This is a genomic window from Paenibacillus sp. NPDC056579 (genome assembly GCF_042793215.1).
GTDB lineage: Bacteria > Bacillota > Bacilli > Paenibacillales > NBRC-103111 > Paenibacillus_S.
Map to the genome: position 1 here is coordinate 250,091 of NZ_JBHTVD010000003.1, position 22,427 is coordinate 272,517.

General features: G+C 48.3%; 24 protein-coding genes and 1 tRNA gene. 11 read left to right on the forward strand and 14 right to left on the reverse strand.

Features of this window, described 5'->3' with window-relative positions; genetic code table 11:
• Positions 1–27: 27 nt before the first annotated feature.
• Positions 28–984: an ABC transporter permease gene (locus tag ACFQ88_RS13665; protein ID WP_239626707.1), complete on the reverse strand. Its 957-nt coding sequence runs from the start codon at positions 982–984 to the stop codon at positions 28–30.
• A gap of 216 nt (positions 985–1,200) precedes the next feature.
• Here ACFQ88_RS13665 and ACFQ88_RS13670 point away from each other — a divergent pair, with 216 nt between their 5' ends.
• The 3 genes from ACFQ88_RS13670 (at position 1,201) to ACFQ88_RS13680 (ending at position 3,839) form a co-directional block, all read left to right on the forward strand.
• Positions 1,201–1,839 carry a DUF1054 domain-containing protein gene (locus ACFQ88_RS13670; RefSeq protein ID WP_379454480.1) on the forward strand — a complete coding sequence of 213 codons (639 nt, stop codon included), beginning with the start codon at positions 1,201–1,203 and terminating at the stop codon, positions 1,837–1,839.
• Positions 1,840–2,038: 199 nt separating this feature from the next.
• Entirely contained in the window at positions 2,039–2,758 is a 720-nt protein-coding gene (locus ACFQ88_RS13675; RefSeq protein ID WP_379454481.1) for a hypothetical protein, read from the forward strand.
• 157 nt (positions 2,759–2,915) lie between these two features.
• On the forward strand, positions 2,916–3,839 hold the full coding sequence (locus tag ACFQ88_RS13680) for an S-layer homology domain-containing protein (protein WP_379454482.1): 924 nt from the start codon (positions 2,916–2,918) through the stop codon (positions 3,837–3,839).
• 116 nt (positions 3,840–3,955) lie between these two features.
• Here ACFQ88_RS13680 and ACFQ88_RS13685 read toward each other — a convergent pair whose 3' ends face one another.
• Positions 3,956–5,131 (reverse strand): MFS transporter, encoded by a 1,176-nt coding sequence (locus tag ACFQ88_RS13685; protein ID WP_239626713.1) that lies wholly within the window; start codon positions 5,129–5,131, stop codon positions 3,956–3,958.
• 224 nt (positions 5,132–5,355) lie between these two features.
• On the opposite strand from ACFQ88_RS13685, the gene ACFQ88_RS13690 reads away from it, so the two are divergent.
• A complete protein-coding gene (locus ACFQ88_RS13690) occupies positions 5,356–6,831 on the forward strand; it encodes an aminotransferase class I/II-fold pyridoxal phosphate-dependent enzyme (protein ID WP_239626714.1) in 1,476 nt (491 codons plus the stop codon).
• A gap of 140 nt (positions 6,832–6,971) precedes the next feature.
• Here ACFQ88_RS13690 and ACFQ88_RS13695 read toward each other — a convergent pair whose 3' ends face one another.
• Positions 6,972–7,778, reverse strand: a complete 807-nt coding sequence (locus ACFQ88_RS13695) for a Cof-type HAD-IIB family hydrolase (RefSeq protein WP_379454483.1) — start codon at positions 7,776–7,778, stop codon at positions 6,972–6,974.
• A gap of 153 nt (positions 7,779–7,931) precedes the next feature.
• Between ACFQ88_RS13695 and ACFQ88_RS13700 the strand changes: the two genes are divergently transcribed.
• Positions 7,932–8,351: a DUF1885 family protein gene (locus tag ACFQ88_RS13700; protein WP_239626716.1), complete on the forward strand. Its 420-nt coding sequence runs from the start codon at positions 7,932–7,934 to the stop codon at positions 8,349–8,351.
• 90 nt (positions 8,352–8,441) lie between these two features.
• Here the strand turns inward: ACFQ88_RS13700 and ACFQ88_RS13705 are convergent, their stop codons facing one another.
• Complete coding sequence (locus ACFQ88_RS13705) at positions 8,442–8,741, reverse strand: DUF1292 domain-containing protein (RefSeq protein WP_239626717.1); 300 nt, start codon at positions 8,739–8,741, stop codon at positions 8,442–8,444.
• 100 nt (positions 8,742–8,841) lie between these two features.
• On the reverse strand, positions 8,842–9,462 hold the full coding sequence (locus ACFQ88_RS13710; protein ID WP_239626718.1) for a stalk domain-containing protein: 621 nt from the start codon (positions 9,460–9,462) through the stop codon (positions 8,842–8,844).
• Positions 9,463–9,828: 366 nt separating this feature from the next.
• Between ACFQ88_RS13710 and ACFQ88_RS13715 the strand changes: the two genes are divergently transcribed.
• Positions 9,829–10,572: an MBL fold metallo-hydrolase gene (locus ACFQ88_RS13715; protein WP_379454484.1), complete on the forward strand. Its 744-nt coding sequence runs from the start codon at positions 9,829–9,831 to the stop codon at positions 10,570–10,572.
• A 42-nt stretch (positions 10,573–10,614) separates the two neighbouring features.
• Here ACFQ88_RS13715 and ACFQ88_RS13720 read toward each other — a convergent pair whose 3' ends face one another.
• The gene (locus ACFQ88_RS13720; RefSeq protein ID WP_379454485.1) at positions 10,615–10,842 is read right to left on the reverse strand and encodes a DUF3892 domain-containing protein; all 228 of its coding nucleotides are present in this window, start codon (positions 10,840–10,842) and stop codon (positions 10,615–10,617) included.
• A 193-nt stretch (positions 10,843–11,035) separates the two neighbouring features.
• On the opposite strand from ACFQ88_RS13720, the gene ACFQ88_RS13725 reads away from it, so the two are divergent.
• The gene (locus ACFQ88_RS13725) at positions 11,036–12,670 is read left to right on the forward strand and encodes an ATP-binding protein (protein ID WP_379454486.1); all 1,635 of its coding nucleotides are present in this window, start codon (positions 11,036–11,038) and stop codon (positions 12,668–12,670) included.
• 52 nt (positions 12,671–12,722) lie between these two features.
• Here ACFQ88_RS13725 and ACFQ88_RS13730 read toward each other — a convergent pair whose 3' ends face one another.
• Both ACFQ88_RS13730 and ACFQ88_RS13735 read right to left on the reverse strand, forming a co-directional pair.
• Positions 12,723–13,214, reverse strand: a complete 492-nt coding sequence (locus ACFQ88_RS13730) for a divergent PAP2 family protein (RefSeq protein WP_239626728.1) — start codon at positions 13,212–13,214, stop codon at positions 12,723–12,725.
• A 56-nt stretch (positions 13,215–13,270) separates the two neighbouring features.
• On the reverse strand, positions 13,271–14,737 hold the full coding sequence (locus tag ACFQ88_RS13735) for a stalk domain-containing protein (RefSeq protein WP_379454487.1): 1,467 nt from the start codon (positions 14,735–14,737) through the stop codon (positions 13,271–13,273).
• Between the two features lie 165 nt (positions 14,738–14,902).
• Between ACFQ88_RS13735 and ACFQ88_RS13740 the strand changes: the two genes are divergently transcribed.
• A complete protein-coding gene (locus ACFQ88_RS13740; RefSeq protein ID WP_379454488.1) occupies positions 14,903–15,610 on the forward strand; it encodes a Crp/Fnr family transcriptional regulator in 708 nt (235 codons plus the stop codon).
• Between the two features lie 30 nt (positions 15,611–15,640).
• On the opposite strand, the gene mobA is transcribed toward ACFQ88_RS13740, so the two are convergent.
• Positions 15,641–16,219: a molybdenum cofactor guanylyltransferase gene (mobA, locus tag ACFQ88_RS13745; RefSeq protein WP_239626734.1), complete on the reverse strand. Its 579-nt coding sequence runs from the start codon at positions 16,217–16,219 to the stop codon at positions 15,641–15,643.
• 197 nt (positions 16,220–16,416) lie between these two features.
• Between mobA and ACFQ88_RS13750 the strand changes: the two genes are divergently transcribed.
• On the forward strand, positions 16,417–17,133 hold the full coding sequence (locus tag ACFQ88_RS13750; RefSeq protein WP_379454489.1) for a Crp/Fnr family transcriptional regulator: 717 nt from the start codon (positions 16,417–16,419) through the stop codon (positions 17,131–17,133).
• On the opposite strand, the gene ACFQ88_RS13755 is transcribed toward ACFQ88_RS13750, so the two are convergent.
• The 3 genes from ACFQ88_RS13755 to ACFQ88_RS13765 are packed head-to-tail and all read right to left on the reverse strand — an operon-like array spanning position 17,130 to position 19,418.
• The gene (locus ACFQ88_RS13755; RefSeq protein WP_239626738.1) at positions 17,130–17,423 is read right to left on the reverse strand and encodes a DUF1811 family protein; all 294 of its coding nucleotides are present in this window, start codon (positions 17,421–17,423) and stop codon (positions 17,130–17,132) included. The genes ACFQ88_RS13750 and ACFQ88_RS13755 overlap by 4 nt on opposite strands.
• 7 nt (positions 17,424–17,430) lie before the next feature.
• Positions 17,431–18,438: a phosphotransferase gene (locus ACFQ88_RS13760; protein WP_379454490.1), complete on the reverse strand. Its 1,008-nt coding sequence runs from the start codon at positions 18,436–18,438 to the stop codon at positions 17,431–17,433.
• Between the two features lie 35 nt (positions 18,439–18,473).
• Positions 18,474–19,418: a hypothetical protein gene (locus ACFQ88_RS13765; RefSeq protein ID WP_379454491.1), complete on the reverse strand. Its 945-nt coding sequence runs from the start codon at positions 19,416–19,418 to the stop codon at positions 18,474–18,476.
• 197 nt (positions 19,419–19,615) lie between these two features.
• On the opposite strand from ACFQ88_RS13765, the gene ACFQ88_RS13770 reads away from it, so the two are divergent.
• Positions 19,616–19,687: transfer RNA gene (locus tag ACFQ88_RS13770), tRNA-Val, on the forward strand.
• Positions 19,688–19,808: 121 nt separating this feature from the next.
• Here the strand turns inward: ACFQ88_RS13770 and ACFQ88_RS13775 are convergent.
• Positions 19,809–20,972 (reverse strand): tyrosine-type recombinase/integrase, encoded by a 1,164-nt coding sequence (locus ACFQ88_RS13775; protein WP_379454492.1) that lies wholly within the window; start codon positions 20,970–20,972, stop codon positions 19,809–19,811.
• A complete protein-coding gene (locus ACFQ88_RS13780) occupies positions 20,948–21,142 on the reverse strand; it encodes a helix-turn-helix domain-containing protein (protein ID WP_379454493.1) in 195 nt (64 codons plus the stop codon). Before ACFQ88_RS13780 ends, ACFQ88_RS13775 begins: the two co-directional genes overlap by 25 nt.
• A gap of 638 nt (positions 21,143–21,780) precedes the next feature.
• On the opposite strand from ACFQ88_RS13780, the gene ACFQ88_RS13785 reads away from it, so the two are divergent.
• Positions 21,781–22,260 (forward strand): CBO0543 family protein, encoded by a 480-nt coding sequence (locus ACFQ88_RS13785; RefSeq protein WP_239626752.1) that lies wholly within the window; start codon positions 21,781–21,783, stop codon positions 22,258–22,260.
• Positions 22,261–22,427 lie beyond the last annotated feature (167 nt).

Sequence of the window (22,427 nt, forward strand, 5' to 3'; positions counted from 1 at the left end):
CGTAAGCTAATCCATGCAGGGAGCCATCTAATACAGACTCTCCCCTGTCGTCTTCTTGCTGATCACGTTCCCTATAACGATGAGCACGAGCCCGACCACCGACTTGAACAAGCCTATAGCCGTCGTATAGCTGTATTGCTGGCTTTGCAGCCCCTGCTTGTAAATGTACGTGTCCAAAATTTCGCCGTTGTTAATATTCAGCGGATTCAGAAAGACGTAGACCCGCTCGAAGCCGAAATCCAGAAATTTGCCGATATGCAGCAGGAACAAAATCATGATGGTAGGCATCAACGACGGCAGTGTAATCGACCAGGTCTGCCTCCAGCGGTTCGCTCCGTCCACTTCCGCCGCTTCGTACAAATCCGGATTAATTCCCGCCAGCGCCGCCAAATAAATTATTGTCCCGTAGCCCGTGTCCCGCCAAATGCCCGAGCCTACGAGAACGGAGCGGATATACGATTCTTCCCCGAGAAAATAAATCGGCTCCATTCCGAGCCAGGATATGAATTGATTGACGATGCCGGTCGAAGGTGACAGCACTCCTATCGCGATTCCGCTGACGATGACCCAGGACAAAAAATGCGGCATATACACCACGGTTTGCAAAATGCGCTTATACATGACGAGCCTGAGCTCATTGAGCAGCAAAGCGAGAACGATTGGGGCGGGAAACGCCAGGACCAGGTCGTAAATGCCGATCAACAGCGTATTCTTCAGAATGTTAAGGAAGTCGTAATGCTCGAACATTCGCTTGAAATGAGCCAGCCCGACCCACTTGCTTCCGGCTATGCCCTGAAAAATATTATAGTTCTGAAATGCGATTACAGACCCGAACAAAGGAATGTACTTGAAAATAATAAAGTAGGCGATAGCCGGCAGCGTAATGAAATAAAGCGCTTTATATTTCCACATATAGCCGATCAAGCTCTTGTTCGTCATTGCGCGATAGCCGATTTCGTCCGCCGCTTGTAGTTTGCTTGCCATAATGGCCCCCCCTTAAGGTCGTCGTTGTATCCGTGATGCAAGTTCGGACAGTTACATCCTACCCGGATGAGGCGGCTGCAACAAGGGAATCCCTTTGATCGGGATTGTGTTTTTTTTAGGTGCGATCGACACGGTTCGCTCTCGTTCGCCTCGATCCCCGACGTGTGATATAGTAAGCATATACATAGGTGTTAATAGGTTTAGGAGGCTAGCTTCATGACATTCCAAGGCTTTACCCAAGCAGATTTTGACGTATTCCACATTCCGGGACTCGAGGGCCGCATGGAAGGCATTCAAGGACGTATTCAGCCGAAGTTCAAAGAGCTCGGCGATGCATTAGTCGAGGAAACGGCTGTGCTTGCCGGGGACGAAATGTTCCTGCATATTGCGAAGCACGCCCGGCGGACAGTCAATGCTCCTGTTGATACGTGGATGGCGATTTGCCATAACAAACGCGGCTATAAGCAGTACCCGCACTTTCAAGTCGGTCTGTTCGACGACCGTCTCTTCATCTGGCTGGCGCTAATATACGAGCTGCCGCATAAGCAAGCCATAGCGGAGTCGTTCCTGAAGCAGGTCGATCAGGTGCGCAGCCTGATTCCCGAGGATTATGTCGTTTCCTTCGACCATATGAAAAAAGACGCGGCAGCCGTTGCCGACCTGGGAGATAAAGAATGGAAGGCAGCTCTGCAGCGCTTCCGTGATGTGAAAAAGGTGGAGCTGCTAATCGGGCAAAACCTGCCCTCGTCGTCTCCCGTACTGCAGAACGGTCCGCAATTCATTGAGCTTGTCCGCAGTACGATCCAAACGCTGATGCCGCTTTATTTGATGGCACGCAGCGCTTCCGCCGCTTGACAGCCGGAGGGCTATGCTAGCCGTATTCAAACGGGCTTCCGCTCTGCTTCGGGGCAAAATTAGAAAATTTTATGTAATTCTAAGGTTTCTTTAAACTAAACTTAAGCAATTTGGCTCATGCTATCATTGGTTACTTGTACCATTCCCCGGATCAACCAGGTACAAGAGGCCTATCCTTTGACGGAAAGGAGGAGATTTCATGCGAAGCTCTAGAACCAATAAGGTCATCGTTACCGGACTTGCTTTGGCCATGCTTCTGAGCGGCTCGGCTCTCTATACGGCGAACAACAATGTCTTTGCCGATAATTCAGATCAAGCGGCCAAACAGCAGCAAGCCCCTCGCGAAGCAAAGCAGGACCGTTCCGAGAAAGGGAAAGATTTCAAGCATTCCGATCAGCATCGCATGCCGATTCTGGAGGAGGCCGCCGCCATCCTCGGGATGGACAAAGCCGCTTTAACCGAGGCATGGAAGCAGAAAACACTCGTCGAGATCGCCAAGGAAAAAGGCATCCGCGAAGCCGATTTGATCGCGAAGCTGAAGGCCGAGCGCATCAAAAAAATCGACGCAGCTGTAAAAGACGGCAAGCTGCCGGCGGAAAAAGCCGATAAGATCAAGGCCGGCATGGAAAAGCATCTCGCCTTTATGGTTAACCATAAGGGAGGCTTCGACGGGCATCACAAGATGAAGCATCGGATGCTGCCTGCTCCGGACAAACTGGCTTCCATTCTCGGCATTTCGGAAGACCAGCTGAAGGCGCAGCTCAAGGAAGGCAAGTCGCTGGCCGACATCGCCGCGGCGCAAGGAATGAGCAAGGATCAGCTCGTCGGCAAAATCAAGGAAGAGCTGACACCATGGATTGAGAAGATGGTCGAGCATAAGCGGGATCCGTCTTCAGCCAAACATAAGGAAGCGAAGTAGCTGTTAGCTCGGATACTTAAAAGCCGTCCCCCCACTTCGTTGGCTGGGGACGGCTTTTCTTCTACAAGGCTCGACGGAAAATATGAATTTTTTCACACTTCCGTCATATTTATCGGTTATAATGAATGAAACGAATTCAGTCAGGGGTGTCTGTCCGATGCGATTTCCTTCCAGGTTCCCATATACATCCTTACTTTTGCTCGGTACCGCTCTCATAGCAGGCATCGTATTATATACGGGCTCTGCATCGACCTCGTATTCTGCCGAAGCCGCCCCTTCAGCGGCTATACCCGCCGATCAGGCGGAAGGAGAAGCGATATACCGGCAGCACTGCCTCTCATGCCACGCAGCCGACGGAATGGGCTCCGGCAATTATCCGGCCGTTGCCAGCGATCATGTGAAGAAGAAGCTCGGTACCTACGACAAGGCCTATGAGTTTATAAGCCGCAATATGCCGGACAATGCTCCCGGTACATTAACCGACGAAGAATATAAAGCCGTAACCCGATACATTTTGTCCTTAAATGGGGTTCCAACCGGCTTTAACGATATCGAGAAGCACTGGGCGCAGAAAGAAATAGCGGTGTTATTCGATAAGCAATACATTGACGGTTACGTGAATAAAGAGACGGGCACGATGCAGTTCAAGCCCGATCAGTTTATTACCCGAGCGGAATTCGTCCGCTACCTGGTCAAGGCGAAGGAGCTGTTCCTCTCCAACAATACCGAATCCGAATTTACGGATATCGGGAAGAACAAGGAGGAACGGATCTATATTATTACGGCCGTCGAGTACGGGCTTGTTAACGGGTATCCCGATCAAACATTCCGGCCCAACAACACGATCACCCGCGCGGAAATTGCCGCAATTCTGTCGAGAAGCGAGATGCTGAAGGCTTCGGCCCAACCAACGTTCCACGATATTGCGTCCGACTATTGGGCGGGTGATGCGATCCGCGCCGTACAGGAAGCCGGCCTGTTCAACGGATATGAGGACGGCACGTTCCGACCCGATCAAAGGATGACGAGGGCGGAAGCCATCAGCGTCATTTACCGGCTCGTCAGCCAGCCTCAAGCGTAGAAGTCCCTCTGTCCGACACTCGTATCGGATACAGATGCCAAAAAAAGCCGCGAAGCTCTTCTGCAGAGCTTTGCGGCTTTTTCATGCTACAGCCTGCTGTCCCGGCTGCGGGATGCCTAAACCCGTTGCGCCAAATTGGCGCTCTCACGGTCGGCAATCATATATTTGTACAGCAGATACAGCGCGGCCAGCGACAAGATCGCTCCCGTATAGAAAGGAAGCTGCATACTGTATTGATAGATTCCCGCTCCCAGCAGCGGGCCTGTAATCCTCCCCAGACTGTCCATCGAGGAGCTCAGTCCGGAGGCAACGCCTTGTCCCACCTTCGTTTTCTGCGAGATCAGCGAGGTGACGCATGGACGGATCAGCGCATTGCCCGCCCCGAACACGGACAAATAAATGGAAGCCGTCAACAGGCTCGTGGAGAACAGGATGAGCACGAATCCAAGCGCCGACAGGACCAGTCCGATACCGATCACGCGGGATTCATCGCCGCGCTTGATAAATCTGCGGACAACGCCGCCTTGAATTAATGCTCCGACTACACCGCTTACAGCGAACATAATGCCGAGATCCAACGAGCTTGCGCCGATCTTGTCTTTCTCGAACAGCAGCAGTGTGGCTTCCAGGCCAGCCAGTGTGAACGAGACGAAGAACGATAGCACGTACAAGTACTTTAAGGAACCGACGAAAGCCGTCCAACGCGATTGTTTCTCCGCCTGCGGCTTGCGGCGCTTCTCCTCAGAGAGCGATTCCGGCAGCATGAACATGGCGAAGAAGAACGTAGCCAATGCTAGAATAGACGATGCGAAGAACGGAATTTGATAGCCCCACTGGCTCAATATTCCGCCGACCGCCGGTCCGAAGATGAATCCTAGACCAATCGACATGCCGACTAGCCCCATTCCTTTCGTGCGGTTCTCTTCCGTCGTTATGTCAGCCACGTAGGCTACAGCGCATGCGGTAGCCGCTCCCGAGAACAAGCCGCCCAAAATCCGCGATGCGTACATCAGCAGCAGATTATCGCCGGCGATGCCGAACAGGAAGAAGCTCGCGCTGAAGCCAAGCGCTCCGATCATGATCAGCGGTCTGCGTCCGATCCGGTCCGATATGCTTCCCCAAACGGGCGACATCAGAAACGAAGCCAAGGAATAAATGGACAGCAGCATTCCCAAGTGAAAGCTGCTAGCGCCGGAGCCTGAAATCGCGTCGGGAAGCACTGGAATGATGATGCCGAAGCCGATAAATATCGTCATCAGCAGTACCATAATAACGGCCAGCTGTTTTTTCATAGTGAATCCAAAGCCTCCCAATGTAATGTATATTGCTTATCGTATCATATCTTTTTTCCACAAGGAAATAAATCACATGAAGATTAACAAAATGGACAAAACCGCACAATTCGTTAACAGAAAAAAAATCAGCTTGCATCCTGATTCCATTATGGTTAATATAACGTAGATTGGGGTCTCTCGGAGACTGCCAATCCCTTTAATTTTACTTAGGAAAGGTAGGCATGACAGTGGATCATCAACGCACTCCTCTTTTCTCTGCATTGAAGCAGCACGCAGAGCGCAACCCCGTTCAATTCCATATTCCAGGCCATAAAAAAGGAGTCGGGATGGACCCGGAGTTCCGGCATTTCATCGGAGACAACGCCCTGTCCATCGACCTTATCAATATAGCACCGCTCGATGACCTCCATCAGCCGACGGGAGTCATTGAGGAAGCGCAGCAGCTTGCGGCGGACGCCTTCGGAGCGGATCATACGTTCTTCTCCGTGCAAGGAACGAGCGGCGCGATCATGACGATGATTTTGACCGTATGCTCCCAGGGCGATAAAATCATCGTTCCTCGCAACGTGCACAAGTCCATTATGGCCGCGATTATTTTCGCAGGCGCGAAGCCGGTGTTCATCTCTCCGGTCCGCGACGAAAATCTCGGGATCGATCACGGCATTACGACTCGCTCCGTGAAGCGCGCGCTGGAGCGCCATCCCGACGCCAAGGCGGTACTGGTCATTAACCCGACCTACTACGGCGTCTGCGCGAACCTTAAAGAAATCGTCGATATTGTGCACAGCTACAATATCCCGGTTCTAGTCGACGAGGCTCACGGCGTGCTCATTCATTTCAGCGATAAGCTGCCGATATCCGCGATGGAAGCGGGTGCCGATATGGCGGCAACCAGCGTTCACAAGCTTGGCGGCTCGATGACTCAAAGCTCCGTGCTGAACGTAAGAGAGGGCCGCATCAATGCCAGCCGCGTCAAAACGATCATCAGTATGCTTACAACGACGTCCACTTCTTATATTTTGCTGGCGTCTTTGGATACAGCGAGACGTAATTTAGCTATCAACGGAGCGCAAATGGCGGAGCACGCCATCGAGCTCGCGGAATATGCCCGCAGAGAGATCAATGAGATTCCGGGCTTGAGCTGCTTTGGCAAAGATATTTTGGGAACCGAAGCAACCTACGATTACGATCCGACCAAAGTGAACATTCACGTTCGCCATTTGGGCCTGACCGGCTATGATGTAGAGAACTGGCTGCGCGACCATTACAATATCGAGGTCGAGCTCAGCGATCTGTATAACATTTTATGCCTTGTAACTCCGGGCGACACGAAGGAAAATATCGATATTTTGCTCAAAGCGATGCGCGAGCTGGCCAGCGAAAACTACAATGTACGCGAAGTCAACGAGCTGGTCATTAAAATACCGAAAATTCCGCAGCTCACTCTTACACCGCGAGATGCTTTCTATGGAGATACGGAAATTATTCCATTCAAGGAATCCGCAGATAGAATTATTGCCGAATTTATTTACGTGTATCCTCCGGGAATCCCGATTTTGCTGCCGGGAGAAGTCATTTCGCAGGATTTGATCGACTACATTACCGAGCATGTGGAAGTCGGCCTCCCTGTGAAGGGACCGGAAGATCGCAGCATCGAGAATGTCAAGGTGATCGTTGAAACACCGGCTATATTTTAACGCAAAAAAAGGAGCCTTGCCGCACGAACAACGCGCGGTCAAAGCTCCTTTTTACTATATACAATTGTCCACATTGGTGTGTGTCCCCGAATAGGTTCTGATTCTCTTCAAATCCTAATGTTCCGCTTTGCAAGAATTCCTTATACTTCCTTCTCCAGCCATTCGATGACATCGGCTACCGCATGCTCATTATGATGCTTGCACGTGCGATTGCATACGTCCATCAACGAAGCGTGCGCATTGGCTACCGCAACGCCGACTCCTGCTCTGCGGAGCATCTCCAGATCGTTGAGATGATCTCCCATAGCGATGCACCGCGATACGTCTATCCCCGTCATCCGCATTAGCTCCTCCAGAGCATGACCTTTCGTCGTATGCTCGGCCAATATTTCCAAGTATTTATCGTCGGAACGAACCCAGGTGAGCGGTTCCTTGAACTGCGTAACGAAAGCTTCCACTTCATTCATCCGTTCCGGCTCCCAGGCGAGCAGTACTTTGATCCAGGGATCGGTTAATTGCAACCAATCCTCGGTTCGCGGACGGTTGAAATGCTCCAGGCTGCGATGTTTTTCCGTTATCCGGTTTTCCTGAATGAAGTACGGCTCTTCTCCGCAATAGATTTCGACCCCAAGCTCCGGGAACTTGTCCATGACCTGCCGCAATACCGGCTGCACTGCGTCATGAAGCGTTCTCTGCCATACGACATGCCCCTCGGCAAAATCGTAGATCATCGCCCCGTTATATAAAATCGCCGGCGCCCCAAGCGGAAGCGTATCCGCAAACCTCTGCACCGAGCTGGCAATTCTCCCTGTCGCTAATGTAAAAATACCGCCTTCATCCACGAACCGATGGATTGCTTCCCTATTTTCGCGGCTGATCGTCTTGCCGCTGTCGAGTAAAGTACCGTCCATATCCGTAACGAGCATATAGCCTGCAAATCTTTTCACTTGGATACCCCTCTCCACTTCCATTATGATGAAGCTCCGCTCAACCTAATGATACAGCGGTTCCTTGTATTGTCAATCCATCCCCGAAGTGCTATGATGTTCTTGTTGTATATGAAAACCTTTCCAGTCCAAATACAGGCAGGTGTATCGGTTATGGCTCAAAGCGCATATATCAAGTTTGTAGAAGGCTCCGCCCTCTCGTCCTTATCTCTAGATGAATTGAAAGAGCAGCTGCTTCATTACAAGGAGCAATTACAGCTTACAGGCAAGCAGCTGGGCTGGGATTATGACGACGCCGGCTTCCCTTACACAATCGAAACGAAACCTGAAGCCGAAGGCAAATGGTTTTATCTCAAAGGCAAAAACTCGCTGTACAAATATATTGTCATGGGTCCAGGCAAGGATCAAAACGGCGAAACCGAGCAGCATTATGTGCAGGTCGTGCTTCCTGACGACAGTACGCATGGCGACAAGGCCAAGGGCAACGAATTTTGCAAGTATTTGGCCAAGCTGTGGAAAGCGGAGCTTCATCTTTTCAACGGCCGCACTATGTATTTCAACCCTCGCAAATAAATCATTTTCGAGCCGCCAAGTGGAGCTATGGCATCGAACTCGACAGTAAAAAACCCTTTCTGCCAAGGCAGAAAGGGTTTTTTAGTATCATTAGTCTTGCTCTTGTTCTTCTACGATTTGGTTGTAGATTTGAACGACGCGGTCCCATTCTTCCTCGTCTTCGATGCTCGCGAGGAAAGCTTCTTCGCCCTCTTCCTCGATACGGAAGATCACGCCGTCCGCTTCAGGATCGTTACGATCGAGCAATACCGCATAAGGCTGCTCGCCTGCTTCAAATGTATACACCATAACCATTTCGTGCTCAACGCCGTCTTTATCTGTTACGATAAAAATATCGTCTTCGTGGTCGTGATCATGATTGCAATTCTCATCGTGGATGTGATCGCTCATGGGAAAACCTCATTTCATATAAAGTAGTCATCCCTCGTATCGTATCACGTTTCATGCATACAGGTCAATGTAAACAGGCATTCCCTTGTCCGCGTCAGCCTTATTCGGAGACGATTACTTTCTCGGATACGGTCGTATAATCTCCGCCCTCATCCAGCTTAATCGAGAACTTGATAACGTAATCTCCCGCTTCACTGAACGAAACGCTGAACGGCCAAGGATACCAGAAGTTTTCTTTTTGCCCGTTCACGATTTTCTCATGAGGCTCTACGGCTTGTTTGCCGCTTGGCGTTTCAATAGAAATTTTGAAAGAATAGAACGGCGTCTTCAGGCTGTCCACCTGTGCGAAAACCGCAAAATCGATCTTCTTGCCCTTTGGCACTCTTCCGAACGGCGATTTGACGGAATAATCGTCATTAACCTTCTCCGCGACAAACATATGCACGTTAGGCTTGTAAACCGATACCGTCTTGTTTGCGTTGTCCCAGCGGACAAGCGATTGAAGCGATTCGGATAACGCTCGAACAGGGAATACGGCATTCCCCTTTACTAAAAATGCAGGCGCTTCACTTTCCGTGAATTGCTTCTCTACATCGTTGATCGTCATTTTAATCTTACTGAAGCCTTCGTACTCTCCCCATAATGAGTTAGCCATTGCGCCCGTAGCTCCAAATAGCGAAAGAGAGAGTACCAGCGTTAGCATCCGCGGCACTTTAAACATCACTGCAACCTCCATCGTTGTCTTGTACTTTGTTCTATATGCTTATACTCCCGACATTGGAAAGAGTTGCGCACGTTTCTTAAATAATCCTAAATTTTTTTGTCTATCTGTCTATATCTAGTAAAAGAATCTCTAATTTGTGTAATATACATACAAAATACAGACTTGTCTCCAGTATTATCGCGTATTATGACGGTTTGTGGCGCATGTTGCGCTTGCCCGGGAAATGACCAATAGCCCTCTTCGCTGGAAGTCCACCCTGCAAAAGTGTGTGAAATTTATCCTTGTGCACCGGTTCCGCCGCATGATAGATTTATTTTATATAAAGTGATCCGAGTATTACAGACAACGAGTGGAGGACCATGAGTGAGCCTGCAAATCCAGATGATCGGCACGGGAAGTGCTTTTTCCAAAAAATATTTCAATAATAACGCCTTGGTATTCTGCAACGGCTGCACGCTGCTGATCGATTGCGGAGCGACAGCTCCACGCGCCCTGTATTCCCTGGACTTTCCGTTGGATCAGATTGACGGTATTGTTATCAGCCATATCCATGCGGATCATGTCGGTGGCCTGGAGGAATTCGCCTTTCGCTTAAAATATGCTTATAACAAAAAAATCAAGCTGTTTGTGCCATCTGCCATTGAATATGAACTTTGGCACCATTCGCTGCGCGGCGGTCTTGAGAATGCGGCTGAAGGCATTACAAGCCTAAGCGATTATTTTGATGTCGTTGTGCTTGATGAAGCCTCTCCAGCGGAGCTCTTCCCCGGCTTGACGCTCGAGCTGATACGGACGCGGCATATCCCCGACAAACCGAGCTTCTCGATTTTATTAAATGAATATCTGTTTTACAGTGCAGATGCTACCTTCGATTACTCACTGCTCATCGATTTGCATCAGAACAGGAACTGCAGGTACATCCTGCATGATTGCCAGCTGAAGCCGCCCGGCATCGTCCATACCTGTCTGGATGAGCTGCTGACGCTCCCGGAATCGGTGCAAAAATCCGTCTATCTGATGCATTATGAAGATACGATGGAGCAATATATCGGAAAGAGCGGCTTGATGACTTTTATGGAGCAGCATAAACGGTATGATTTTATATAGAAACAACAAAAAACCTGACCATTAAGGTCAGGTTTCATCATGTCAGAACGAAGGCAGCTGATCCAAATTGTTGCTTGGATCGCCATCGGCATCTCCGCGAATGTACAAATCCCCGTCTCTTCCTTTGAATGCATTGACTCCTTGAATATTTCCGCCCTGTACCTCCTGAAGAGCCTGCTCATACTGCAGGACGCGGCCACTTGACGTCTTGAAGGCTGTAATGTCGCCGTCCCCGTTTTTTTGCACAGCTACAAAGCTCTCACGCTGCATGGACAATTCCCTCCCGGATGTTTAATTGCAGCCCCCCGATTCGGGTAAAGGCTTACGAACCTATTTTGAGTTAATAAAAAAGATTTTATGCAAGATCTCCACTTTTCCATCTATTGCAGAAGGAATTGTTAGGTTAATATAGAATTCCATTAATAACCTTTCATTCCCACATTGTGATAAGGAGTATGAAAGCATGAGCTATAATTGGATCTTGTCCGTCTATGTAATTATTATCAGCCTATCTTCCCTTTTCTTCGAGGTAACTTCCAGTCCATTACTGCTCATCATATTGGGGTTAGCTTACATCAGTACCTACCTTATCGAAAAAAAGAAAATGAACGGAGTACCGCTGCTTCAATTTTGTTTGCTTGTTGCTTTTCATTTGGCCAGCCAATCGGATCTTTGCCTGCCATTGTATTTAGCCCAAATGTGCAAGCCGCTTTACAAAATTCAAAAGCCTCAAACCGCATTGGTCATCAGCACTTCGTATACCATCGCCTTTGTTTTTGTAACAAGTACATATATCGTGTTTACCCCGTACTCCGTCTTTACGCTGATCTTCAGCTCTCTTAGCTGCCTGACGCTGGCTATGCTGTTCAATCGCTACATCCACGCTATGGAGCATCAGAATCAGCAGCTTGATAATGAAAAGAAGCATCTGAGCACTCACGACTCCTTGACGGGTCTGTACAATTACGAGGAATGCCACCGTCAGCTGGAACAGCTCGTACAATCCGGCCAATCGATAGTTCTTGTGCTGATCGACTGCAAAGATTTGAAATCGTTGAACACGATCAACGGCTTTCACGGGGTTAACCGGATCCTGAAGCAGGCGGCGCAGCTGCTGCGCATTATGTTTCCCGAAGCTTTAATCATTTGCCGCTACGGAGGCGATGAGTTTGCAATCGTACTGGAGAACACCGACTCCCAGCATGCAATGAATACGATATCCCAGCTTCTGGCGTCGGAGTTCCCCAAGCTTACAGGCATTGAGATTAACTACGGAATGGCTTTTTACCCGAACGACGGATTGTCCAAGGACGATTTGTTTTTCATCGCCGAGCGCAATCTGTACACGATGAAACGGGAATCTTGGCTTAAGCGGGAGGAGCATATGCTCCGATCGGAGAAGCTTCGCGTCGTCGGCGAGCTCGCCTCCGGCATGGCTCACGAAATCAGGAATCCGCTGACTACGATTAAGGGCTTTCTGCAAATTTCCAAAGCCGACAACTATAATATCCGTCCTTGGTATGATCTAATCATGGATGAAATTACAAGGATGAGCATGCTGACCGCGGAGTTTCTGCAATTTTCCAAGCCGCATGCTACCCAATTCCGGATTCAGTCCATCAAAGACTGCATCCACAGGGTCATCTCGCTGCTCGATTCCGAAGCTCAGCGGTTGGGACATACCATTGTATTTGACGAGGCGGCAGAACCCATCCACATGCTGATGGATCAGGATAAAATGCTCCAGCTTCTGCTGAATCTAATCAAGAACGCATTCGAAGCAATGACGGAGCAGGGAACCGTACATATTCGTCTTTACCTGAACGAGGATCAAGCGGTCATTGAAATCTCGGACACGGGCAAGGGCATTCCGGAAGCCGAGCTGGACAAGATCTTCTTGCCATTCTACACAACGAAAGATTCAGGAACCGGCTTAGGCTTGTCTATCTGCCATAAAATTGTTCAGGATCACGAGGGAACGATGGAGGTGGAGAGCGAAATGGGGATCGGCACCAAATTCACGATAACCGTACCTGCCGCACAAGTGGAAGGCGCTTCTTCACAAATGGTTGCTGAACGCAAACGAATGTCAATCTAACTCATGTAAAAATAAACAACCCTGTGCGGCTGCCTGCACAGGGTTGTTGGCATTAACGAAACCATGATAAAAGTCCGCGGCCCGGTGTTGGCTTCTCCAATGCATAGCTGAAGGCTCCGGCAAAGATGCCGAGCAGGGCGCCGCCCAAAACCTCTTCCGGCAGATGACCGAGTCGTTCCTCCAGCTCCTTCTCCCGCTTCTCATGGACAATCGGAGGATGGCTCTCCGCGAGCTTCGCCACCGTTTCGTCCAAATCGTTCACTTCCGTAGCAATAATTCCCGCTTGTCTGCGAATGCCCATAGCGTCGAACATGACGATCAGACTTAGCATGCTCGCTGTCGCAAAATGCAAGGACGTGATCCCCCGCTTAAGCCCCACATAAGTAGCGAGCGATGTAACCCCTGCAGAGTGGGAGCTCGGCATGCCGCCGGTTCTGATCACGTTCGACCAATCCCAACGCCCGGTCTGTTGCCAGGCAAGAGGCACTTTGGCCAATTGCGCTATGCCAATGGTTGTAACCGCAGTAAGAAAAGCACGGTTCATTCGTATCACCTCACCTCAACGTATAGCATCCTTACTATGCCGGCATTCTATACATGTCAAGGCGCTCCTGTATTGACGAACATTCCGCCTCCTTCTTCATCGAGCTGAACGGCGGCTCCAAGAAGCGTAGGCAGCTCACTGACCGGCACAACCGGCTCCTTGCCGATCTTTTTGATCGCGTGTCTCAGCCTCACGCTTTGACCGTCTACAAATGCCTGCTCTTGATTGAGCTGAACCTGAACCAGATGGTTGGAAAACTGAAATCGGACCAAATTCGCATCGTCCATAGTTTCGCTGCCTGGCGTACCTTCCGTGAACAGCCGGAGCGGTACGTATACCGTACCGTTGTCATCATACTTACGCACCGCGGTAACCGGCATCCCGTTCATAAACATAACAACGATGGGCCACCGATCCATTCCTTCATGCTTCAGCATGCGCGGAACTCCCTGCTTTTCTAAAGGCAGCGGGATCGGTTTTAGTGCATCGGTATCGGCATCGTAGGAGAACCAGTTCATATAATACGGCGTGTAGGTTAATTGTTTGCTTTCCTGGTCCAATGCCCAAATTTGAATCTGAGCATAGAACGAATTCAGCTCTCTCTGTATGGAACGAATATCCAGGCTCGCTTCAATCTCCTCTTGCCCCACCGCTGTCATTCCTGTTGTCGAGGTTGTTGGCAAGCCTCCTTGATCACTGAACCCGATAATACGAATCCCATATTGTATCGATTGATTGCTGTCCGTTGCTGACGAAGTGAACGATAAATGCAGCGCATCTGCGGATTCTTTGTCACCATCGACAGACCACTGACGAATAACCGGCTGCCGAAGAGGCTGCTTCGGTGTCAAGCCCGCGGCTTTCTCCCAATATCTTCGTATCTCGGGAAGCGTTTGTACTGCAGGGATGTAATCATTCTCGTGCCTCAGGAAATATACCGTCTGCTGCGGCTCTTCCGGCATGGGGCGAGAGCCTACACCGAACAGGAGAACATAATCCTCCGCCATAATTTCTCCTGGATCCCATTTATGGATAAAAGGGAGCGGACTCCCCGCCCATCGGACCGGGAACCCGTCCAGCTGCCTCAGCTCGGCCCAGGCTGAAGCCGGTTTAATGTCATCCGGGTAAATGCCTTCCGTTCGATGCAGCCAGTAATATGTAAAATGATGTCCATACTCATGAATAAACGTACGCTCAACCGGTGTCGCGTCCACTTCATACAGACGAATGGTCGCAGTTTCCGCATCGTAGTGACCGACGCGAAAGCCGCTTTTGCCAATGCTCCTCTCCGGATACAGCAGCACCTGCTTCAGCTTATTCAACTCTTCGCCATGCTCGCAGCTCGTCAACAGATTATAAAGCCTGCTCAGCCTGTCTTCCTTCCATTCCGTGCTGTAGCTGACAAATCGTATTCCTTCCGGGCTTACATAGACGGACGGTTCCCTATCGACTGCCTTACTTAGACTGGACCAAAGAAGCCCTGCTCCGATCACCATGACCATAATCGCTCCCCATTTTCCCATCGCAGCACCTGCCTCTGTTCATTCATTTATGACAACGCTTTCAATAGTTCTTATGGACTATCATAGCATAAAAAGGTACGATTGGAGTATGAAGTTTTTATATGATATTTCCAGAATTATCGATTACAATGAAAGTATCACTTCGATTAGAAGGGCGGGATCCCCATGACCAAGGAGCCTTCACAAGGCACTCAGCTTGCATCCTATTTGTCTGCAGATAATTTTGCATTGATGCGGCAGCAAATGGCCTTTGAAGCCAAAGCGGCAGGCTCTCATTTGTTTTGGGAGTCGGAACCGGCCCATACGTGTTTTTTTATCGAGCAAGGTCTTGTCAAGATTTATAGAATAACCGAGGACGGTCAGGAGTTGATCCTGCATTTGCTGCAGCCCGGTGATTTTTATGCGGAGCTGGGGAGTGGAGATACCCCATTCAGCTGCAGTGCGGAAATGATGAAGGACAGCGTAATTGGAATGTTCTCCACCGCTGCACTAGAGCAACTGATTGCAAGCCGCGGCGATTTTGCCATCGAGTTTATGAAATGGATGGGCCTGCTCCATCGGACAACGCAATCCAAATTTCGTGATTTGATGATGTTCGGCAAGAACGGTGCCATCGCTTCGACTTTGATTCGGATGAGCAATACGTACGGCAAACCATCCGAGAATGGCATTCTTATCGATATAAAGCTGACCAAAACCGAGCTGGCTCACTTGAGCGGCACTACACGGGAGGGAGTCAGCAGAATGCTGAGCGCTTACCAGGCAAACGGTGCCATCACCTACGAGAATGGTTACCTGGTTATCACCGATCTGGATTACCTGCGATCGATTGTACAGTGCCCGAACTGCCCTCCGGATATTTGCCGAATGTAGTGCCGCTAATGCCGCTTGCTTGAATGAATTTTAGAATGCCTGGTTATGCTGCCATAATGGAATCGGTGAGGAGGCCGGCAGCCGGAGTTCGTCTGCAATCGCTTCACCGTCCACCCCTTCCCATGCTATTCGAGAGAGAAGCTCGGTGATTCGGCTGTCCCCCTCTTCTATTAAATCGGTTATGACCTTCAGACAGGCTCGACTATACACCCCGAATAGCGGGATCGGCGCGCTGTCCCTTTTTAATATGACGGCCTCTTTGAGGCTTGTGAGCTTGATCTCATACAGCTTCCATGCCAGCCTCGCGATGGATACTGCCGGAGGGACTCCTGAGCTTGAGTGAACCCATAAATGGTTGTATCTGCTCAAAGTAAATGCTGCATGCAATCCGCTTATTACGCCGTAACCCGGTAAATAATCGGTCAATATTCGAGTCGAACGAGGAACAACCGGCAGCAAAGCTCTAGGCTCATTAGTTACAACTATAATCTCATGGCACACCGTCTGCATTTCACGAATTCGGCTCTCGATCAGGGTTTCACTTCCAATGCGCTGCAAGGAATCGGTAATTCCGCGCTCTCCTCCTGCCAATATAACTCCGCTCAGCATGTGCCGCTCACATCCTTTCCATCCAATCTGCCCTTGAATAACTTAACTATACTGGTTTGTTGTCCGGATTCATGTTAGAAATGTCACAGAATCGGGCTTATTTTACTGGAAAGCGTGATTTTTATCACATCGGACCTTTTACAGATCCAGTATCGTATTAGTTAGAAACAACGGGCAAGAATTAAGGAGGAATAACTATGCTGCACTGCGGACAAAACGTGGAAGGTGTTCATAATACAGATTGCTTCTCGGAAGAGAATTTATTGAAGCTAAAGGAAATTATGTACGATCATAAGGTTACGGCGGGATCTTATTTGTTCTGGGAAGGCGACGCTGCGGATAAGCTGTACTTTATAAAGCAAGGAAGAGTCAAAATAACGAAATCGAGTGATGAAGGAAAAAGCTTCATTCTTTACATCTACGGAGAAGGCGATTTATTCGGTCAGCTTGACCCGTTCCACAATTCCCTTCACAATTTTAACGCGGAAGTCATCGAGGATAGCGTAATCGGCGTCATTCAGCAAAAAGATCTCGAAACCGTTCTATGGCAGCACGGGGATCTGGCTATTGAGTTCATGAAGTGGATGGGACTGATGCATCGGATGACGCAAACGAAGTTTCGCGATTTGATGATGTTCGGTAAACCGGGTGCGCTGTGCTCTACCCTGATCCGTCTAAGCAACTCCTATGGGGCTCAAGAGGGTAGCCGGATCCACATTACAAAAAAGCTGACAAACAGCGAGCTGGCCGACATGATCGGTGCAACCCGCGAAAGTGTCAACCGGATGCTAAGCGAATTTAAAAAGCTGAATGTTATATCCATGGATAATAACAATCTCGTCATCGAAAATATCGATTATTTGAAAAATATTTGCCAATGTGAGAACTGCCCCAAAGATATGTGTCGGATTTAGACCCTGGTCAGCATCGAAAGCGGAAAGCTGGCCTCCGGGTCTTTTCCCATTATTCCCCATCCCATGATCCCATTGATGTACTTCATTTCGAAAGGCTCGTCGAAGCCCTCAACTTTGTAGGTTCCAATAGGAAAATCAGCCGCATCCAAAGTATATGCTTTGGCCGTATACAGCTTGCGCTGAAGCAGCTCCATTTGACTCGGGAACTCAACTTGTTTCATTGCCGCTTCAATCTCAGCCATCTCTGTCTCCAGTTCTTCTGCCGACATTTGGCTGTACAGCTTCTTCATTTGGTATTCACCTCCACTGACCAAGCCATGCCGCCACCAGTTGTTCTTCGTGACTCTCCAGCCAGTTGTGAACTTCAGCATAGCTTTTCAAATAAGGATCTATCGTATGATCACGGTCAACGCCATCCCACTGCCGTCCCAGAAAATGAATACACAGCACTAGGCTGCGTAACAAAATCAGTTTGGGCAAAGCGGCAATTTCATCCTCTTGCAAGCGAGTCGTCTGGCTGTATCCCTCGGTAAAAGCTTCGACAAGGCTCCAGCAGCCCTCCGGGTCATGGCGAATAAGCTCACACAAAAATACAGCCGCATCCATAGCACGAAGATCCGGAGTCACAAACTCGAAATCCAGGATTCCGGACACTTCATCCCCTGACACAAGCACGTTGCCGGCTACGATGTCGGAATGGGTAAGCTGCATAGGGAGCCTGCACAAGGAAGGGATATCGTTCAATAAAACGTCTATAGCGTCCCGGACGAGACGTATTTCCTTATACATCGGCCCTTCTGCCTGCTCCAGAAGCCATGAATCCAGCTTCTCTCTCGTCACCTTCGGGTGTACCTCGTACAGTTCGTAGTACGGCTCGTAGGCCGAGTCTACATCCGTTTGTACTTCGGCCAGCGCTTCGGTAAGCTCACCCATCGCCTTCCCGATAGCTTTCACCTGCTCCACATTCGCAAGATCGGCTCGCTCGCCATCAATATACTCAAACATAACTGCAATTTTACCTGTAGAAGACTCCACATAAGGCACGCCTTTAAGCGTAGCAACCGGCTTCGGAATCTGAAAAGATAATTTCACCAGCTGCAGCTGTTGGAGGACGGCAACCTCGTAAATAATTTTGCTCATGTCCCTGTGGTTGTCATAGAGCCGCAGCACATAAGTACCGGTTGGATGGTACACAAACCGTGTTGTGTTATTGACTCCGCTCTCTTGGGCTTCTATGCGCCATTCGTCATCGTCGAAGTAATTCCCTGCAATTTCTTGAATAAGCAAATCCAGTCCTGCTGTCATTGAAATGTCTCCTTAGTTCATCTCGGAGCAAGTCGTTAGCCCCGCAGCCTGCCGGAAAAACCGGCGGATATATACTCTTTCTCCTGCCCTGCTATCCCTACCCAGCTCTTGAACAAACAATCCTCAGGACTAAGCTGGTCGTGCAGCTCCTTAAGCCCTACTACCGCTGCCTCCATACCATGCTCACCGAACGCACGAAACAAGAATCGAACCCGCTCCTCTTCGGTTTGCAGCTGATACAGCTTCTCAACCAGATGCCGATTTTGCTCCTGGACTTGAATCATCTCGGTCCACATGACGATACGGCCTCCAGGCTTCAATAGGGAGGAAAGCATTCTATTATAATCTCCAATGAGACTGTTGCGAAGCGTGCGTAAAGCATCGATAATTTGCGGAATCTCTTGTTCATTATATTGTGAAGCGTAGCCCGCAAATTGCGATAAGGCATGAACATAGAACAATTGCGTATGTACAGAAGACGATACAACCAGGGTACACTGATGCTGCCACTGTGGAAGTGCGGAACGCCGCTTCACTTGGAACGCGCAGTCTTTAATATAAGATGCGACTTCCGCCGCCGGTGCTTGATTCAACAGCATTTCTTCCCATGTTTCGTAAAATTGGATCTGATTAAGGCAAGTATAATCGATATTGGTTAAGGAACGAATTTTCCCTGCAGCCATGCCTCCGCCTGCACTTAGCACTTCATCTATGACATTGTCTTCGGAATCAACGACAGTTACCTCAACAAAGCGATTCGCCATGGCTGGCAAATCTACATCGCCATGATTGCCTGCACCCAAGATGATGGCTTTATCTTTCACAGAAAGCCTTTCGATAGAGTGTTCGAGCAGCTGGCGGATATGGTAGCGGGGCGTCGCCCATTCTGAAGAGCCCCAATCGATCGCATCCTCCTCGACATAAGGCTCTTGCTGTAATTGCATTTGAATAGGTTGAAATGGTCGTTGAAACTCCCTCATCATGGACCCTCTTTCAATCGTGGTATGCTTGTATTATAGCATACGGCCGTACGATACGTGCTGTAAACTTTGCTATGCATGTTAGTTAACGACTAGCTGCGCAGCCCGTGTAAATTATTTTTGAAGATATTGTTGACATCTGTCCCAAACCTTGATATATTATTACTTGTCGCTAGCGACGGAACAATAATTAATATGACTTGTTAGCTCAGCGGGAGAGCACTATCTTGACAGGGTAGGGGTCGCTGGTTCGAACCCAGCACAGGTCATACATGAAGAAGTCCTTGATGAATCAAGGGCTTTTTTCTTTGTTTTCGGAGTTTAGATTTGGTAGTTTCCCCTCGTCAGACAGGATTTGGTGCCCATTTGGTGCCCGATGATTTTAGTAGATTAGTTTGCGCTACGAGTCGGTGCCTTCCTAACTGGTTCAGCTTCAAAAAAGGCACTTCCGAATTGATCCGTGGCATCACGCTGCATATCCGGTAATAAATGCGAATATCTTTCAAGCGTGATTCTCATGTCCGCATGGCCTAGACGCTCAGAAACAATCTTCGGATGAATGTTCTCTTTTAGCAGCAGCGTAACGTGAGTATGCCGTAATTCGTGAAATGTGATCTTCGGTACATCTGCCTTCTCAATCAACCTATAAAATGTTCTCATTAGGTTTCGCGGGATTACCGGCGTTCCGAGAGACGTTGAAACGACAAGATCGTCATTGTTCCCAGACCGTCCCAAGATCAAAAATTCTCCACGCTGCCGGGACTTGTGCTTTTTTAGTGCGGTCGCCACTTCCCCAGGAATTGCAACTTTCCTTCCAGCATTTCTTGTTTTAAGCTCCGTAGTCAGTTCTTTTCCATCATGACTCAAGGCCTGTACAATATGCAGGGTCTTATTCTCAAGGTCAACATCTGCCCAGCGTAAACCCAATATTTCTGATTGGCGCATGCCCGTTGTTAAGGCTAGAAGAAAGGCGATGTACAAACGATCTTCACGTGCTGCCCATAAAAAAGTTTGACTTTGCTCTTTATCCCATACTTGTATTTGATTTTTAGTCATTCGTGGTCTGTCTACCAGAGCAGCAACATTTTTATTGACCAGTTGCCAACGCTCAGCACGTTTAAGTGAACCATTAATCAACGTATGGATTTTTTGAACATTCTCGGACGCAAGCTTATTCTGCTCGATCAGACCGTTGTAGAACTTTTGAATGTGTGCTGGCGAAAGCTTCCCAATCTCATGATCACCCAATAAGGGAATGATATGATATTCGATAAGCCAAGCATATGTCTTAAGTGTTGAACTCTTCACTGTTGTCTTTTTGGTTTCCAAATATTGTTTCAGATATTCACGATACAATAACTTCGAAGGCTTGAGCAGATCCCCTTTTGCTTGTGCATTTATCGCTTCCGCATATGCTGCTTTAGCTTCTTTTTGTGTGCGAAATCCACGTTTTTTTATCCTAGAACGTTTGCCATTCTCTCTTACCTCGATTACATAGTACCAGGGATTCGTTTTGGGAAAAAGAGGGGCTATGAAACTGCCCCATTTAACCAATTTACAAACCCTTCCTTTGGAATCTTAATCCTCCGCGGCCCTACCCTAACAACGTGAAACTTTCCGGAATTGACTAGTTCGTATGCCTGATTTATCCCGATGTTCATTACATCTTTAATGTCCTTGACATCCAGTATTTCCGGCAGCTCATCAATTTTTTTCTGATTCATACATAACACCCTCCAGGTTCATTAATACTTACTCTCCCAGACCTCTTTATAACAGCGTTAGTCCAACCGGATAGCATAATCGAATTTTTGATCATCTCTCCAAGGACGAATGCCCCTGCAAAAGCACCCATGAACTTGTTCATACACCTTTTCAACTGGTTTCGCTCTCTCAGCTGCATCCGGTCCGTTAAAATGAGCCCAAGGCTTCGAGCTAATTCGTACCACCTGACCTCCTGCCTTCTTCACAGTCTCCGCTAGCAAAGGATGTGCATTTACCCATGTCGGCATGACTTGCCCTCCCATGTATTTGATTATTCACGGTGTTCTTGACTATTCTGTTTTGGTCTTAAACCCAGAACAGTTTCGCTGCGTACTCTATAGGGCAACCCATACACATCTCCTCTGGCTCCCCCTCCCATAGAGGGGGTATTTTTTAAAAGAGTTCTATATGAGTACTTTGCCTAACACAGATCAAATAACTTCCCATATATTACTGTACGGACGTTTCATCGCTTACTCTCCTTTACTAAACTGTAAGGGAGAGCTTTTTTTAAAAACAATTATTATCTCAAGATTAAAGCACAGTTCTTCTGACAATAATTCAAGTATTAAAATATTAATATGTGGGGCGGACAATTATGGAAAAAGTCATTCTTTATGCAGTTTGGTTCATTACTGCTATTCTTCTCGTAATATTCGTTAATCGGAAGACCTTGATTAAAGCACAAGTTAGTTTTTTATTCATGCAAGTCCCTTCTTGGTTGTTTGGTGCCTTAGTCGTTCAAGGTAGACTTATCGAATACCCTGTAGGGTTTCTTAGTATTGCTTACAAAGCAAGCTTTACTTTTGAGTTTTTCGTCTTTCCTTCTGTAAGTGCGATTTTTAATGTTCATTTCCCTAAAGAGAAACCATGGTTTATTAAAACCATATACATCTTTAGTTTTCCAATGATAATCACAATAATTGAATTCTATCTGGAGAAGTACACAGAGTTGATTAAGTACTTAAATTGGACATGGTATTGGAGTTTCATCACTATAACAATCACTCTATTAATTTCGTATTGGTACTATTTGTGGTTTTTTAAAAAAATTAAGAAAGTGTACGCTCCTCATTAACTCTACATTGCCAATTGATGCTCATCCTGATACGCAAGTCTACACACAACCAAGTTCCTCCATATTCATTTTGTATCCTGAGCAGTTTGGTTTTTAAAGATGATGGTTACAATGGTCGAGGAGGAGGAGGATATCCACCAAAGGAAGAGAGAACGTGTATGATTCTT

Bases quoted from the DNA above. Each gene is read 5' to 3' on its own strand.
- ACFQ88_RS13665 (WP_239626707.1), bottom strand. From the start codon at position 984: ATGGCAAGCAAACTACAAGCGGCGGACGAAATCGGCTATCGCGCAATG.
- ACFQ88_RS13670 (WP_379454480.1), top strand. From the start codon at position 1,201: ATGACATTCCAAGGCTTTACCCAAGCAGATTTTGACGTATTCCACATT.
- ACFQ88_RS13675 (WP_379454481.1), top strand. From the start codon at position 2,039: ATGCGAAGCTCTAGAACCAATAAGGTCATCGTTACCGGACTTGCTTTG.
- ACFQ88_RS13680 (WP_379454482.1), top strand. From the start codon at position 2,916: ATGCGATTTCCTTCCAGGTTCCCATATACATCCTTACTTTTGCTCGGT.
- ACFQ88_RS13685 (WP_239626713.1), bottom strand. From the start codon at position 5,131: ATGAAAAAACAGCTGGCCGTTATTATGGTACTGCTGATGACGATATTT.
- ACFQ88_RS13690 (WP_239626714.1), top strand. From the start codon at position 5,356: ATGACAGTGGATCATCAACGCACTCCTCTTTTCTCTGCATTGAAGCAG.
- ACFQ88_RS13700 (WP_239626716.1), top strand. From the start codon at position 7,932: ATGGCTCAAAGCGCATATATCAAGTTTGTAGAAGGCTCCGCCCTCTCG.
- ACFQ88_RS13705 (WP_239626717.1), bottom strand. From the start codon at position 8,741: ATGAGCGATCACATCCACGATGAGAATTGCAATCATGATCACGACCAC.
- ACFQ88_RS13710 (WP_239626718.1), bottom strand. From the start codon at position 9,462: ATGTTTAAAGTGCCGCGGATGCTAACGCTGGTACTCTCTCTTTCGCTA.
- ACFQ88_RS13720 (WP_379454485.1), bottom strand. From the start codon at position 10,842: ATGCAGCGTGAGAGCTTTGTAGCTGTGCAAAAAAACGGGGACGGCGAC.
- ACFQ88_RS13725 (WP_379454486.1), top strand. From the start codon at position 11,036: ATGAGCTATAATTGGATCTTGTCCGTCTATGTAATTATTATCAGCCTA.
- ACFQ88_RS13730 (WP_239626728.1), bottom strand. From the start codon at position 13,214: ATGAACCGTGCTTTTCTTACTGCGGTTACAACCATTGGCATAGCGCAA.
- ACFQ88_RS13735 (WP_379454487.1), bottom strand. From the start codon at position 14,737: ATGGGAAAATGGGGAGCGATTATGGTCATGGTGATCGGAGCAGGGCTT.
- ACFQ88_RS13740 (WP_379454488.1), top strand. From the start codon at position 14,903: ATGACCAAGGAGCCTTCACAAGGCACTCAGCTTGCATCCTATTTGTCT.
- mobA (WP_239626734.1), bottom strand. From the start codon at position 16,219: ATGCTGAGCGGAGTTATATTGGCAGGAGGAGAGCGCGGAATTACCGAT.
- ACFQ88_RS13750 (WP_379454489.1), top strand. From the start codon at position 16,417: ATGCTGCACTGCGGACAAAACGTGGAAGGTGTTCATAATACAGATTGC.
- ACFQ88_RS13755 (WP_239626738.1), bottom strand. From the start codon at position 17,423: ATGAAGAAGCTGTACAGCCAAATGTCGGCAGAAGAACTGGAGACAGAG.
- ACFQ88_RS13760 (WP_379454490.1), bottom strand. From the start codon at position 18,438: ATGACAGCAGGACTGGATTTGCTTATTCAAGAAATTGCAGGGAATTAC.
- ACFQ88_RS13765 (WP_379454491.1), bottom strand. From the start codon at position 19,418: ATGAGGGAGTTTCAACGACCATTTCAACCTATTCAAATGCAATTACAG.
- ACFQ88_RS13780 (WP_379454493.1), bottom strand. From the start codon at position 21,142: ATGAATCAGAAAAAAATTGATGAGCTGCCGGAAATACTGGATGTCAAG.
- ACFQ88_RS13785 (WP_239626752.1), top strand. From the start codon at position 21,781: ATGGAAAAAGTCATTCTTTATGCAGTTTGGTTCATTACTGCTATTCTT.